The 13,497-nt window shown below is 59.0% G+C and carries 12 protein-coding genes and 1 pseudogene; 4 read left to right on the forward strand and 9 right to left on the reverse strand.

The annotated features are described in order from the left end of the window. Positions 1–3: 3 nt before the first annotated feature. The gene (locus AC522E_RS03135; protein ID WP_500748940.1) at positions 4–1,236 is read left to right on the forward strand and encodes a phenylacetate--CoA ligase family protein; all 1,233 of its coding nucleotides are present in this window, start codon (positions 4–6) and stop codon (positions 1,234–1,236) included. 166 nt (positions 1,237–1,402) lie between these two features. Here the strand turns inward: AC522E_RS03135 and AC522E_RS03140 are convergent, their stop codons facing one another. The 8 genes and pseudogenes from AC522E_RS03140 to AC522E_RS03175 form a co-directional block, all read right to left on the reverse strand. Beyond that, the gene (locus AC522E_RS03140) at positions 1,403–3,196 is read right to left on the reverse strand and encodes a gamma-glutamyltransferase family protein (RefSeq protein WP_500748941.1); all 1,794 of its coding nucleotides are present in this window, start codon (positions 3,194–3,196) and stop codon (positions 1,403–1,405) included. A gap of 22 nt (positions 3,197–3,218) precedes the next feature. Then, complete coding sequence (locus AC522E_RS03145; RefSeq protein WP_500748942.1) at positions 3,219–4,088, reverse strand: ABC transporter permease; 870 nt, start codon at positions 4,086–4,088, stop codon at positions 3,219–3,221. Then, entirely contained in the window at positions 4,085–5,032 is a 948-nt protein-coding gene (locus tag AC522E_RS03150; protein WP_500748943.1) for an ABC transporter permease, read from the reverse strand. The genes AC522E_RS03145 and AC522E_RS03150 overlap by 4 nt, the downstream gene beginning before the upstream one ends. Positions 5,033–5,104: 72 nt before the next feature. Then, the gene (locus AC522E_RS03155; RefSeq protein ID WP_500750572.1) at positions 5,105–6,586 is read right to left on the reverse strand and encodes an ABC transporter substrate-binding protein; all 1,482 of its coding nucleotides are present in this window, start codon (positions 6,584–6,586) and stop codon (positions 5,105–5,107) included. A 36-nt stretch (positions 6,587–6,622) separates the two neighbouring features. After that, positions 6,623–7,723 carry an ABC transporter ATP-binding protein gene (locus AC522E_RS03160; RefSeq protein WP_500748944.1) on the reverse strand — a complete coding sequence of 367 codons (1,101 nt, stop codon included), beginning with the start codon at positions 7,721–7,723 and terminating at the stop codon, positions 6,623–6,625. Continuing rightward, entirely contained in the window at positions 7,720–8,775 is a 1,056-nt protein-coding gene (locus AC522E_RS03165; RefSeq protein WP_500748945.1) for an ABC transporter ATP-binding protein, read from the reverse strand. Before AC522E_RS03165 ends, AC522E_RS03160 begins: the two co-directional genes overlap by 4 nt. Beyond that, positions 8,772–9,299: a FadR/GntR family transcriptional regulator gene (locus tag AC522E_RS03170; protein ID WP_500750573.1), complete on the reverse strand. Its 528-nt coding sequence runs from the start codon at positions 9,297–9,299 to the stop codon at positions 8,772–8,774. The genes AC522E_RS03165 and AC522E_RS03170 overlap by 4 nt, the downstream gene beginning before the upstream one ends. Before the next feature lie 36 nt (positions 9,300–9,335). Beyond that, positions 9,336–9,539, reverse strand: a pseudogene (locus AC522E_RS03175) (GntR family transcriptional regulator); the annotation flags it as partial. Positions 9,540–9,804: 265 nt separating this feature from the next. Between AC522E_RS03175 and AC522E_RS03180 the strand changes: the two are divergent. Beyond that, on the forward strand, positions 9,805–10,536 hold the full coding sequence (locus tag AC522E_RS03180) for a TerC family protein (protein WP_500750574.1): 732 nt from the start codon (positions 9,805–9,807) through the stop codon (positions 10,534–10,536). Positions 10,537–10,610: 74 nt separating this feature from the next. Here the strand turns inward: AC522E_RS03180 and AC522E_RS03185 are convergent, their stop codons facing one another. Next, positions 10,611–11,210: a hypothetical protein gene (locus AC522E_RS03185; protein WP_500748946.1), complete on the reverse strand. Its 600-nt coding sequence runs from the start codon at positions 11,208–11,210 to the stop codon at positions 10,611–10,613. 186 nt (positions 11,211–11,396) lie between these two features. Here AC522E_RS03185 and AC522E_RS03190 point away from each other — a divergent pair, with 186 nt between their 5' ends. After that, positions 11,397–11,831 (forward strand): hypothetical protein, encoded by a 435-nt coding sequence (locus AC522E_RS03190; RefSeq protein WP_500748947.1) that lies wholly within the window; start codon positions 11,397–11,399, stop codon positions 11,829–11,831. Positions 11,832–12,389: 558 nt separating this feature from the next. After that, on the forward strand, positions 12,390–13,427 hold the full coding sequence (locus AC522E_RS03195) for a hypothetical protein (RefSeq protein ID WP_500748948.1): 1,038 nt from the start codon (positions 12,390–12,392) through the stop codon (positions 13,425–13,427). The last annotated feature ends 70 nt before the right edge of the window (positions 13,428–13,497 follow it).

The following is a 13,497-nucleotide window of genomic DNA, read 5'->3' on the forward strand; positions in this document are numbered from 1 at the left end:
CCGGTGACCGAGTTTTTCGACAGGCTTGAAACGCGCGACCCCGCCGCGCGCGAAGCGGATCTCTTCGCCCGTCTTCCGAGCGTCTTGGAGCGAGCCGTTCACGCGCCGTCCTACGCCGCGCGACTGAAGGGAATTGATCTCGCTTCGATTTCTAGCCGCGAGGCGCTTGCGCGTCTGCCCATCCTGCGCAAGGCGGAAATGCCTGGTCTCCAGAGAACTGCACTTCCATTTGGTGGCTTCGTACCTGCTCCGAAAAATGCCTTTGGACGACTCTTTACGTCGCCAGGACCGATCTTCGAACCGGAAAGCACGGAGCCGGACACCTGGCGTGCCGCACGAGGCCTGCACGCGGCAGGCCTTCGCAAGGGTGACGTGGTGCTCAACACCTTGAGCTACCATATGACGCCGGGCGGCTTCATCATGGATTCGGGAGCGCGGGCCCTGGGATGCCCGGTTATTCCGGCCGGTCCCGGCAATGTCGAGCAGCAGTACGAACTGATCGAGGCGTATCGACCATCCGCGTACACGGGCACTCCGGATTTCCTCAAAATCCTGCTCGATGGTGCGGAGGCGGCTGGGCGGGATCTCACGTCCATCCGGCGGGCGCTGGTATCCGGCGCGGCGTTCCCGAAATCGCTCCAGGAGGAGTTCGCCAACCGGGGGATCGCTGCTTTTCAGGCCTATGCGACGGCAGATCTTGGCTTCATCGCGTACGAAACCTCCGCACGCGAAGGGCTTGTCGTCAACGAGAACATTATCGTGGAGGTCGTGCGCCCCGGAACAGGCTATCCTGTTCCCGACGGCGATGTAGGCGAGATCGTCGTGACCACGCTTGATCCGGAGCGGCCGTGGATTCGTCTCGCGCTCGGAGACCTGACTGCCATCTTATCCGGACCAAGCCCCTGTGGTCGTACGAATATGCGCATCAAGGGGTGGATGGGTCGCGCCGATCAGGCCACGAAGGTAAAAGGGATGTTTGTAAGGCCCGAGCAGATCGCGGAAATCGGCCGCCGTCACCCTGGGCTTGGTCGCCTCCGACTTGTCGTGACCCGGGAAAATGAAACCGATGTCATGACATTGAACGTCGAAGCGTCGCTCTCCGATCCGGATATCGCGTCGGAGATTGCCGTCGCGCTCCAGGACCTAACGAAGTTGAAAGGGCATGTCGCGGTCGTTCCGCCTGGGTCGCTGCCGAACGATGGCAAGATCATCGTGGATGAGCGAAGCTACGATTAGAGCATCGACCGAAAGCGGATCCGCCCGAAGCTCCGGCCAGCGATTGGCGCATCGCCTGTTGCTGAAATCCGGGCCGACTTCTCCGCACGTTGTGCCAATGTCGAGCACGTCGTGATGTTTGGGAGAGCCGCTCTATTGTAGGCGCTCGCTCTCCCAAGATCTCGACCTACCGACCGACCGCATAAGCCTGCATCAACCGCGGTGTCGCCGCACCGTGGAGCATTCCATCCTTATCCCGACTTGCCGCGACCAGACGCCCGACGGTCCAGGCCGGCATCGCTTCAATGTCATGACCGCGAGATCGCAGGTCGTCGAGAACCTCGGCGCCAAAGGTTTCCTCGATCGCGAGATGCCCCGGCTTCTGCTCGCGCGGATAGAACGATGACGGGAAATGCGCCGTGTGGGCCATGGGCAGGTCAATGGCTTCCTGCAAATTGAGGCCATGGTGGGCATGGCGGAGGAAGAGCAGCAGCTGCCACTGCTCCTGCTGGTCTCCGCCCGGCGAACCAAACACCATATAGGGCTCGCCGTCCTTCTCCGCGAGGGTAGGAGTAAGGGTCGTACGCGGTCGCTTGCCGGGCTCCAGGCTTGCCGGAAGGCCTGGCTCCAGCCAGAACATCTGCGCGCGCGAGTTGAGCATGAAGCCAAGTTCAGGAATGACCGGCGATGATTGCAGCCAGCCGCCGGACGGCATGGCTGCGATCATGTTACCGTGGCGGTCGACCACGTCGATATGAACTGTGTCGCCTCGACGGGCAGATCGCATGGACGCCAAGGTCGGCTCGCCGCCCGTCACCTTCCGGTCCGTCGTGGAGAGGTCGCGAAGCGCCTTTAGTGCACGCTCAACCTGAAGTTCGTACCCTTCCACATGACCCGGACGAAGCTCGAGCGATGCCCTCTCGCCGATCAGCTTGCGCCTTTCGTCCGAATAGGTATCGGAGAGGAGGGTCTCTATAGGGACTTTTACGAAATCCGGATCCCCATAATAGGCTTCGCGGTCGGCAAAGGCGAGCTTCATCGCCTCAACGACAGTATGGACGAAGGGTGCGCTTGTCGGCCCCATGGCCTCGAGGTCGAAGCCCTTCAAGAGAGCCAACGTCTGAAGGAAGACGGGACCCTGTCCCCACGGCCGAATCTTGTTGACCCGGTAATTATGGTATTCATAGGTGAGCGGTGTGTCATAGCTTGCGGACCACGAGGCCAAATCATCCGCGGTGATCACGCCGCGATGGCGAGCGCCGGATTGATCCATCACCTCATGGCTGCGTGCGAAGCGATCGATTGCCTCGGCCACAAAGCCCTTGTAGAAGGCATCTCGCGCAGCCTCGATTTCACCCTCACGGTCGCGCCCTTTCGCTTCGGCCTCTCGCAGAATGCGCTTCCAGGTTTCCGCAAGCTGCGGGTTGCGGAACAGCTTGCGCGGCTCCGGTGCATTTCCGCCAGGAAGGAATACAGCAGCAGAGGTTGGCCACTCGGCTTCAAAGAAGCCCTTCAGCCCCTTGATCGTGTCCGCCACCCGCGGAAGCAGCGGATGACCCTTTTCGGCGTAATAGATCGCGGGCTCGAGCACATCACGCAGACGGAGGTTCCCGTGATCGCGCAACAGGATCATCCAGGCATCGAAGGCTCCGGGAACGACGGTCGCGAGGAGTCCATTGCCCGGGATCAGGGCCAGGCCTTCGCGCCTGTAATGATCGATAGTAGCGCCCTTCGGGGCCGTTCCCTGGCCGCAGAGGACCTCCACCTTCCCGGTTCGTGCTGAATAGAAGACCGCCGGGACCTCGCCTGCGGGCCCGACAAGATGAGGTTCGACAACCTGCAGTACGAACGCCGACGCGACGCAGGCATCGAACGCATTGCCATTCTTCTCAAGAATCGACATTCCGGCTGCGGAGGCAAGCCAATGGGTCGAGGTGACGACACCAAAAGTGCCAAGGATTTCAGGTCGAGTGGTGAACATGTATCTGATCCGAAGTGAGACGTTAGTTTTCGCGAGGATCCAGAGCATCGCGCAGGCCGTCGCCTAGAAGGTTGAAGCCGAGCACGATGAGGAAGATGGCGGAGCCGGGGAAAAAGGACATCCACGGCGCCTGGTCCATGAAGTTCTTGGCCGTATTCAGCATGGAACCCCAGGACGGATTTGGCGGTTGCTGGCCGAGGCCGAGAAACGAGAGGCTGGCCTCGGCGATGATGGCGCTGGCAATCGTGAGGGTCGCCTGGACGAGAATCGGGGGAACAACATTTGGCAGGATATACCTCAGGATGATCCAGAAATTCGGTAGGCCGATTGCGCGCGCGCCCTCGACGTAATCCTCAGTCTTGATGGAAAGAACCTGGCCGCGTGTGAGACGAATGAAGATCGGCATGGCCGAGAGACCGATGGCGATCATGGCGTTGCTCAAGCTTGGGCCCAGGAAGGCCGCGAGCGCAATGGCGAAGATCAGGAACGGGATGGCGAGCATCGCTTCCGTGGCTCGAGAAATCACTGCGTCGATCCAGCCGCCGAAATAGCCGGCGACGAGGCCGAACGGGACACCGAGCAGTACCGCAATCGTCACGGAGATGACGCCTGCGGAAAGCGAGGCCCGCGTTCCCCACAGCATTCGTGAAAATACGTCGCGCCCCAACTCGTCTGTGCCGAACCAGAAAGCGGCGGACGGTGCCTTGCGGATCGTCATGAAGCTCGGCTTGACCGGATCGAACGGAGAAACCATTGGCGCAACGATCGCAACGACGACGAAGAACAGGACGATGCCGGCTCCAAAGAGGCCACTGCGGTTCTTCAGGAATTTAGCGAGGATGCGATTGCGCTTCTTCGGAAGTGCCACATCTTCGGAGATGGCAAGGGTCATCGGGCGTGCCTCAGGCGCGGATTGGCCAGAACATACAGGACATCGGCGAGCAGATTCATGACGATGAAGCCAACGGCCGTGCACAGGACGACGCCCTGAACGACGGCGTAGTCGCGGTTGAAGACCGCGTCGACCACGAGCTTGCCGAAGCCGGGAATCGTGAAGATCTGCTCGGTCAAAACGGCGCCGGCGAGCAACTCGCCAAAGAGCAGAGTCGAGAGGGTAATGATGGGCATAAGGGCGTTTCGCAGGGCGTGCTTCATGATCACGACGCGGCTAAGCAATCCCTTGGCGCGAGCGGTTCGGATGTAATCCGAACGCAGGACGCCGAGCATGGCGCTTCGCGTATGGCGCATCAAGCTGGCTGCAAGGCCTGTACCAAGCACGAAAGCCGGCATGATCATGGTCTTGATGTTCAGCCAGAGATCTTCGCTGGGAGGGACGAAGCCTGAGGCAGGCAGCAATTTCCAGCGCACGGATACCAGCATGATGAGAAGGATTCCGAGCCAGAAGTTTGGAATCGACAAGCCTGACAACGCAACCACGTTGGCGGCATAATCGATTGAAGTACCTTTCCGAACTGCCGAAATGATTCCGGCTGGGATGCCGATGGCCAACGCAATGACCATTGCCAGTATAGCCAGCTCGATCGTCACTGGCAGCTTGCCGAGAATGAGAGTGAGGACGGGAATGTCCGTTCGCAAGGACACTCCCAGGTTTCCCTGGAGTACCTGGGTGAACCAAGCGAAGTATTGCACGGGAATTGGATCGTCGAGGCGATACTTCTCGCGAAGAAACGCCAGGACCTGAGGATCGCGCTCCTCGCCCGCCAGGGTCAGTACGGGATCTCCGGGCAAGAGCTGCTGCAGGGTGAAGACCAGCACCGACACGATCAATATCGTCGGGATGGCAATCAGGATTCGTCTGGCGATATAGCGGAGCATGCGGGTCAGGCTTCCGGTGCGTGACAGAGAGCGTGCCCGGCGCTTCCGCCGGACACGCGCATGGTTGAGGCGCTAGGAGGAGAACTTCATTCCCTTGAGACGGATCATGCCATCGGGATAGGCCCGGAAACCTTCAACTTTCTTGGCCAGTACGAACGGCCAAGGCTGGTAGTACGTGTAGATGATCGGCAGTTCGTCCTGCAGGATCGTCTGCGCCGCGTCATAGAGCTCCTTGCGCTTAGCCTCATCGGTGATAACCCGCGCTTCATTCAGGAGGCGATCAACCTCCTGGTTGCAATAGCGCCCATCGTTCAAGCCGCCCTTGCAGGTTACGAAGGGATGAATATTTCCGTCAGGATCGACCCGGCCAGACCAGCCGATAACGTTGACATCGAAATTGCCGGCCTGAGCTTCTTTCTGCATGGCGGCGAACTCGGTCGGGCGGAGCGAAATATCGAAACCGGCCTCCGCCGCCATCGCCTGGATGATCTCGGCGATTTGCTGTGCCGTTGTGCCAGTTCCGAATGTTAGGTCGAACTTCACGCGTTCGACACCGGCTTCCTTCAAGAGCTTCTTCGCCTTCTCGACATCGCGCTTTTTGGCTGCGAACTTCTTGTCGTTATAGGGGCTCGCCTCCGGGAAGGGCTGGCCTGCCGGCGGGAAGATGCCCTGGCCGACGACTTCGTTGATCACATCGCGGTCAATGGCATATTCGAGCGCCTGGCGAACGCGCTTGTCCTGGCCGAGCGGCGACTTCGAGCGCTCGCCATTATTGGTGTTGATCGTCAGACCTTGGTAGCCGATGCCGCTCACGGGCGCAAAAATGAGAGAGGAATCGCTCTTAACGGCTGCGACGTCGCTCGGGGCCAAACGTTCCAGCATGTCGAGATTGCCGGACTTGAGATTGGCCAGCCGCACGGTGGTGTCTGGAATCGGCTGGAACACGACCTTCTCAAAATTGTAGCTCTTTGCGTCCCAGTAGTCCTTGAAACGCTCGAGGACGATGCGATCGTTCTGCACGCGCTCGACGAACTTGTAGGGACCTGAACAAACAGGCTTCTGGCCGAAATCGGCTGCGGCGAGTGCCTTCGGCGACATGATCATGCCGGCGCGGTCGGAAAGCTGCGACAGCAGCGTCGCATCCGGCCGCGACAGCTTCAGGGCTACCGTCATGTCGTCAACAGCTTCGACACTCTCGACCGAACCGAGCTCGCTCTTGCGAAGGCTGTCCGGCAGCGTTCGGGCGCGGTCGATATTCGCTTTGACGGCGGCGGCGTTCAGAGGCTCTCCATCGTGGAATTTCACGCCGGAGCGGAGCTTAAGCGTGAGGGTCTTCGGATCCGTCCAGGTCCACTCCGTCGCGAGCTGGGGAACGAATTTCAGGTCTGGTGTGATATCGACGAGCTTGTCGCACAAGGATGTGAACACGATACGCCCGACGAAGGTCCGGGCGCGGTGCGGATCGAGCACGTCGGGATCTTCATTCAATCCGATCCTGAGCGTCTGCGCGGAGGCTGCGGTGCCCATCGCAAATGTGGCAGCCATCGCCAACATGAATAGGGGCTTTTTCAATGATCTCTCCTCTGGTTTTCAGCGGCCTGGTTTTGCGGCTTCATCTTGGCGCTTCCGCCAGGATTGATAGAGTGCCATACGCTTGGCGAATGCTGCGCTTGGCGGTGGCGCCGTCAAAGCGCCGGCGCCTGCATTCTGAATTTCGCGCCAGAAGTGGCAGGCGACCGAGCGACCGTCGCCTGCGGCTTCCAACGTTGGGTGCTGTTCGCGGCATATGGCGCGCGCATGGGGGCAGCGCGTATGAAATCGGCATCCAGGCGGAGGAGCCGTCGGGCTCGGAACATCGCCCTGAAGCAACGGCTTCGGACTGCGGTTCACGGGACTTGGAATGGGAATGGCTGTAAGAAGCGCCTGTGTGTAGGGATGAAGGGGTGTTTCAAAGAGATCGTCGGTCGAGCTGAACTCAACGATCTCTCCAAGATACATGACTGCGACCCGGTCGCTCATGTGCCGGATCACCGCGAGATCGTGAGCGACGATTATCAGCGTCAGGCCGAAGCGTTCCTTCAGGTCCTCCAAAAGGTTGATAATCTGCGCCTGGATCGAGACATCCAGAGCCGAGACGGGCTCATCTCCGATAATCAGCTTCGGCTCGCCGGCCAAAGCACGAGCAACACCAATGCGCTGGCGCTGGCCGCCCGAGAATTCGTGAGGATAGCGATCTGCATAGGCCGGCAGAAGACCGACAGTCCGCAGGAGCTCCGCGACTCGCTCACGCCGCTGCGATCTGCTTTTTGCAAGTCCATGCAACCAGATCGGTTCGCCGACAATATCCCCGACGTTCATCCGCGGATTGAGGGAAGCGAACGGATCCTGGAAAATGATCTGCAGTTCGCGGCGAAGTCGGCGCATCGCAGTCGGATCGAGCGACAGGATGGAGCGGCCCTCGTAAAGAACGTCGCCAGCGGTGGGCTCGATGAGCCGCAGGAGCAAACGGCCGAGAGTGGATTTCCCGCAGCCAGACTCTCCCACGACGGCAAAGGTTTCTCCCCGTCTGACGGATAGGGAAACCCCATCCACTGCATGGACGATGGTTGGCGACGAAAGAAGTCCGCCTCCGCCAAAATGCTTTACGAGATCGACCGCCTGAAGAATTGTGTCCCGGACATCAATACTCATGCCGCATTCCCCCGGTGCAGTTCGAGTGGGGCATACCAGCAGCGTCCCCAGTGTCCCGGCGTCACCTCGGTGAGGGGCGGGGGCTCGGCCACGCAGCGTGCGTCGGCAAAAGGACAGCGAGGCATGAAGCGGCAGCCCTTCGGCATGAGCTCGGCCGGGGGAACTGTGCCGCGGATCGTGGCAAGACGTCCCTGACGACGACTGAGGGATGGTACGGATCCCATCAGGCCAATTGTGTAGGGGTGCTGCGGATCCTCGAAAATTGCCTCGACGGAGCCCGCCTCCACGATCCTGCCCGCATACATGACGGCCACCTCGTCGGCGACTTCGGCAACGACGCCAAGGTCATGCGTGATCAGGATCATCGCCATGCCGCTTTCGTCCTGGAGGTGGCGAATAAGCGAAATGATCTGCGCTTGAATCGTCACATCGAGGGCAGTCGTCGGCTCATCGGCGATCAGAAGTTCTGGCTCGTTCGCCAGTGCCATGGCGATCATGATGCGCTGGCGCATGCCCCCGGACATTTCATGCGGATAGGCCCTTAAGCGCTTTTCCGGCGCGGGGATCCGGACACGCCGAAGCATCTCGAGAGCGCGCTCGGTCGCTTCGGCCTTGGAGACCTTGCGGTGCCGTAGGATACCTTCCGTGATCTGGTCTCCCACCGTGAAGGCAGGGTTGAGCGATGTCATCGGCTCCTGGAAGATCATCGCGGTCCGGTTGCCGCGCATGTCGGCCCGCGCGCGCTCGGGCAGGCTGAGGAGATCGGTTCCGCGGAAATAGGCAGCTCCGCTTGCAATTCTCGCTGGTGGAGTCGGCAGGAGCCCCATGAGGGAGAGCGCAGTGACGCTCTTCCCGCATCCGGATTCGCCCACCAGGCATAGGGTCTTGCCCTTGTCGACCGAGAAGGACACATGGTCCACGACGTTGATGCCTGGTGGTGCGCCATCGAAGCGGACGGACAGGTTCTCGACCCGAAGGAGAGGTTCCGGCTCCTTGGCATGTTGGCCAACCGCATTGGCCGCCGTAACCTGGAGTGCCGCATCATTGTTCATGCCGCGGGCCTTCCTTGTTTCTTCGAAAGGACGTCATTGCCGGGTCCGTTGTCCTGCTGAACAGCCGACCGCGTCATGATTCTGAGAAGACTCGCGCGAACCGTCTCCAGATGTTCACGCATCGCGTGCTCCGCTGCGCCGCCGTCACGGGCGGCGATCGCTTCGATGACCCGGCTGTGCTGACTTACGTAGTTCCTTTGACCGGGTCTCGACCGCGCCTGTTCGCGAAGCTGGCGCCATGTGGGATCCTGCCGGATCCGGTTCATGATGTCGAAGAACACGAACAGGAGACTGTTGCCGGCCGCCTCTGCAATCGCTCTATGGAAGGCGCCGTCCCACAATTCCCTGCTGTCCATGTCACCATCGGCGCTCGACGCTGTCTTATTGGCAAGATGCTTCAAGCGTTCGACATCGCCGTTCGAGGCTCTCAATGCAGCAAACCGAGCCAGGGCGGGCTCGATTTCGAGCCTGGCTTCCATGATTTCAAGAGGGTTCGTACCGCTTGAAAGGGCTTCGAGGCTCATCTCAGTAGATTGGGGACGGGGACCGACGAAGGTCCCCTTGCCTTGTTGTCGCCAGAGACGCCCTTCTGCTTCAAGGACCTCGAGAGCCCGCCTTAATGCCCGGCGACCGACTCCAATCTGCTGTGAAAGGGATCGCTCAGGTGGAAGTTGAGTGTCCGCCCCCTCGGGAAGCGCGTCCAGCAGGCTGCGCAACTGCGTGAGGGCAAAATCGGAACTGTCTGATGAGGACTCAGTGGCCATACAGCTCCCTCTGAAACCAATTGTTACATTGGCGCGCGGTTACAAAGAGGTTTTCTTGCACGACGACGTGCGGAATCGAAATAAATCTATCTCAGAGCCGAACCAATAGGCAATTGGTTTCGTAAGGGTTCAATATGGTTCAGGCGCGCCACCACATTCTCTCCCCAAGAAAATTCTCCGTTTATCCTGCCCTTGAGGGCCGCTACCCCTTGCGGATCGCGCGATGCCGCCGAGATAACGGAGGTGAAAAATTGCGGATGAGATGATGAACGAAATCCTTGGTTTGTTTGCCGATCCTGCCGTCTGGGCGGCTCTTGCCACCCTTATTGTGATGGAGGTGGTCCTCGGGATCGACAATCTCATCTTCATTTCGATCCTGACGAACAAGCTGCCCGCGCAACATCAGGCGAAGGCGCGTCGTATCGGCATTGGCCTCGCCCTGATCCTTCGTTTGGGCCTTCTAGGGACTGTGGCTCTGATTGTGCAATTGACGGAGCCGCTGTTCAGCCTTTTTGGGCATGGCTTTTCCTGGCGGGACCTGATCCTCATCGCCGGCGGCCTCTTTCTGGTGTGGAAAGCGACCAAGGAGATTCATCACAATGTTGATCCGGACCCCGGCCCCGACATGTTCGAGGGCGGCAAGGCCAGTCTGGGGTTCGCTTCCGCCATCGGCCAGATCCTCGTGCTCGACCTGGTCTTCTCGATCGATAGCATCATCACAGCTGTCGGTATGACCGAGCACATTCCAGTCATGGTCATCGCCGTCATCGTCGCTGTGACCGCGATGCTACTAGCTTCTGGCCCCCTGGCACGCTTCATCCAGGCTAATCCTACAGTCGTCATGCTGGCTCTGGGCTTCCTCCTGATGATCGGCATGACGCTGATCGCTGAAGGTTTCGGTGCTCACGTGCCAAAAGGCTACATCTACACTGCGATGGCCTTCTCGGCCCTCATCGAAGGACTGAACATGCTCTCGCGACGGGCGAGGAAGAGATGAGACCGGGTCAGGATCGGCACTAGCATAGGGCGCGATAGAGCCCCGGGCGGCCCCGCCAGGGGCGGTCCGGGATTTTATTTCTGTTGGGTCGGAGATGGCCTTTGTTCCGGCCCGCTCGGGGCGGGCGAGTGTATCGAGGCCTGGAGACGCGGCAGGAAGTCCCATAACTCGCGATTGAGCGATTTCAGGTCCTCGATGACCTTGATCAATTCGCGGACACGGCTTTCGTCGACAGGGCGAACCTCTCCGAGAACAAGACGGCCGGCACTTTCCCGGATCTTCATTGCATGGGTATGGGTGATTTCCCCGCGGTCGCTCACCGCGTACATGCAATGGTTGAACTCGTTGCGAATCCGTGTGCAGACGTTGAAACGTGCAATGAGGCGCTCCAGGTCTTGCGCCGTCTCCTTGTCGGTGATCTTCGCCTTAGCAAGACGCTGGACGAGATCGAGCCGGGCTCTCGTCGTATTGAGGGTTGCAAAGACGATCGCGGCCGACACTTCGTCGGTCTCGAGAAGCAGCATGAGCACATAAATGAACATGCTCTCGTTGTTCGACCAGCTGAAGACGAGATTGCCAATGAGGGCCAGCACCATTGTCCGATGGTCGGCCGAGTCGATCGCTGCGGCCTCAATGGCCTGAAAGTCGGGCTTTTGAGGGAGCCTCGATGGCATAGCATTGCCCTTCCGGAGCCGAGAAACATCACACGCGCTGCGTTTCAGCCGCTGCGCCTACTATAGCCCAGTTTATCCATAAGGGCGATTGCAGGTCATCGACGTTGGAGCGATGGTTCGACCGTGCGGAGACACAGGTTCCTGATGCTCCAGCTGTGGAAAGCGCGACAGGGCCGAAGGGCGGCCATGGCGGTGCTCGGCCCCCTCATTGAGAGAAGCGAAGCAAGTCTGGGCGGAATTCCCGCTGCAGCATGGCATGATCCCTATGTCCTGGGCTTCGTGTCGATGCTGGCAAGCCTCGAGGCAAGGGCTGCCCTTGGTGGCAACCTCGGTTCTACTGCGCTCGGGCTCATCCAGTCTGAAACGATGGCCGAATTAAGTGGTGTACCAGCCAGCCTCCATGGCGAACAAATCCTGACATTGAGCACGGACGGCGATCCGCAGTTTCAACGTGGCTGCAGCCAAGCCGCGATCTTCCATACTGCATTGCGGACCAGCGAGCTTGTGACAACCGGCACCGGCGCAGGAAGTCTTTGGAGTGGCGAATTGTTAGGTTCTCGCGACGACGTTTTTCTTCTATGGCTCGATATGTTTCAGGAAAAGGTCGCCGTACTTAGCTGATTTCCGCAGCTAGTTCTGTTCTGGTCTGGAGGGCTACTCCCTTTGCGCGACTGGACGAGGCAGATGAAGTAAAGTTTACTTTCAATGTCTGAAGCATCTTCTTGGAATGGCTTCGACGTTCTGAGCACATTGCAGAGCATGTGGCTCGAAAATGAGAAGCTGAGGCACGTTTCCTTCCCAGGAAACGCAGACTTCTCCAACGCTGGAAAACGACATCAGGGGCAGTCGCACAGATGTGCGGCCGGCAGAGCGGTTTGGGACAGCGTTCTATGGCGCTTCCCGCATCGCGAGGTTTGCGCCTGTCAGACCTGATCCGACTGTCCCCAAAATGAATGTCGAGGAGGGAGCGCAGGTGATCGAAGGAGGAGACGCCAAACAAAATATCCGTTGCAACTGCCAAGTGGCCTGATTGGAAGGCCTTGCGAGAGGCGGGCCGCGCTCAGAGCCCTTGGAAAAGCCACAGACATTAGCATCGCATCGTAACAGCTCTGCCGGACACGTAATGGATGTGAAGGCTGAGGCTGAAGCGCTGCCATCAACCAAGATGGGATACCAACCATGGCTACCGATCAAAATGGCAATATCGCTGCGGCCATTGCAGGTTTCGCTTTTGCTTCCCAGGAGAACGGGAATTACGAGGACGAGAGCAATACCGACAGCCGCAACGACAATAGCATCGCCGATAGCTACAACGACAACTCTGACAACAGCGATAACAGCGACAACAGCGACAACTCAGATAACAGCGACAACAGCGTTGCCGACAGCTACAACGACAACAGCGACAACTCAGATAACAGCGATAACAGCGATAATTCTGATAACAGTGATAATAGTATTGCCGATAGCTACAACGACAATAGCACCGCAACGACCGTTGATGTTGCTGTCAGCGACGCGCTGAATAACAAGAGCGTTAACGACAGCTACAACGACAACTCTGACAATAGCGACAACAGCGTTACAGATAGCTACAACGACAACAGCGATAATTCCGATAATTCGGACAATAGCGACAACAGCACGAACGACAGCTACAACGACAATTCGGATAACAGCGACAACAGCGATCACAGCGTCAACGACAGCTATAATCCAACTGACAGCTATAACGACAACAGTGATCACAGCATCAACGATAGCTACAACCCAACGGATAGCTACAACACTGAGACTTTCGATCTGAGCGTTAATATCCAGGATTCGTTCAACTACTCAGAAACAAACTGGATCAATCTCGACAACACCGACTTCAATGGCGTGCTCTCCGCTATCGGGGATGGTGCCGGCCAAGCGTTCAGCATGACGCAAATCAGTGAAATGACTGATAACGACACCCTGACTGCAAACCTGAGCAGCAACTCGGAATGGAGCCAGGATGGAGAGTGGAACGGCGGTGACGCAAGCGGCATCAATGGCGCTACGGGCGACTTCGCATCCGCAGCCGGCGAGGACGGATCGGTCGATGCAACCGCAACCGCGGCCGCCACATCGCATCTCGAAGCATTCAACCAGAATATCTCGATGGGTGCGAACATTCAGTATCATTCGATGAGCGTTGTCGGCGGCGACCTCACGGACGATCATCACAGCTAAGTCTCCTGTTTGACCTGGCCCGCGCGATCCTGTCGCGCGGGCCGCCTTGTTGCCCTTTGGCGACCCTACG

Source organism: Microvirga sp. BF8 (assembly GCF_059888585.1).

Excerpts from the sequence above, each read along its gene's own strand:
- AC522E_RS03160 (WP_500748944.1), bottom strand. The coding sequence starts at position 7,723 with ATGAGTATTGATGTCCGGGACACAATTCTTCAGGCGGTCGATCTCGTA.
- AC522E_RS03140 (WP_500748941.1), bottom strand. The coding sequence starts at position 3,196 with ATGTTCACCACTCGACCTGAAATCCTTGGCACTTTTGGTGTCGTCACC.
- AC522E_RS03190 (WP_500748947.1), top strand. The coding sequence starts at position 11,397 with ATGGCGGTGCTCGGCCCCCTCATTGAGAGAAGCGAAGCAAGTCTGGGC.
- AC522E_RS03185 (WP_500748946.1), bottom strand. The coding sequence starts at position 11,210 with ATGCCATCGAGGCTCCCTCAAAAGCCCGACTTTCAGGCCATTGAGGCC.
- AC522E_RS03170 (WP_500750573.1), bottom strand. The coding sequence starts at position 9,299 with ATGAGCCTCGAAGCCCTTTCAAGCGGTACGAACCCTCTTGAAATCATG.
- AC522E_RS03155 (WP_500750572.1), bottom strand. The coding sequence starts at position 6,586 with ATGTTGGCGATGGCTGCCACATTTGCGATGGGCACCGCAGCCTCCGCG.
- AC522E_RS03165 (WP_500748945.1), bottom strand. The coding sequence starts at position 8,775 with ATGAACAATGATGCGGCACTCCAGGTTACGGCGGCCAATGCGGTTGGC.
- AC522E_RS03145 (WP_500748942.1), bottom strand. The coding sequence starts at position 4,088 with ATGACCCTTGCCATCTCCGAAGATGTGGCACTTCCGAAGAAGCGCAAT.
- AC522E_RS03150 (WP_500748943.1), bottom strand. The coding sequence starts at position 5,032 with ATGCTCCGCTATATCGCCAGACGAATCCTGATTGCCATCCCGACGATA.
- AC522E_RS03180 (WP_500750574.1), top strand. The coding sequence starts at position 9,805 with ATGAACGAAATCCTTGGTTTGTTTGCCGATCCTGCCGTCTGGGCGGCT.
- AC522E_RS03195 (WP_500748948.1), top strand. The coding sequence starts at position 12,390 with ATGGCTACCGATCAAAATGGCAATATCGCTGCGGCCATTGCAGGTTTC.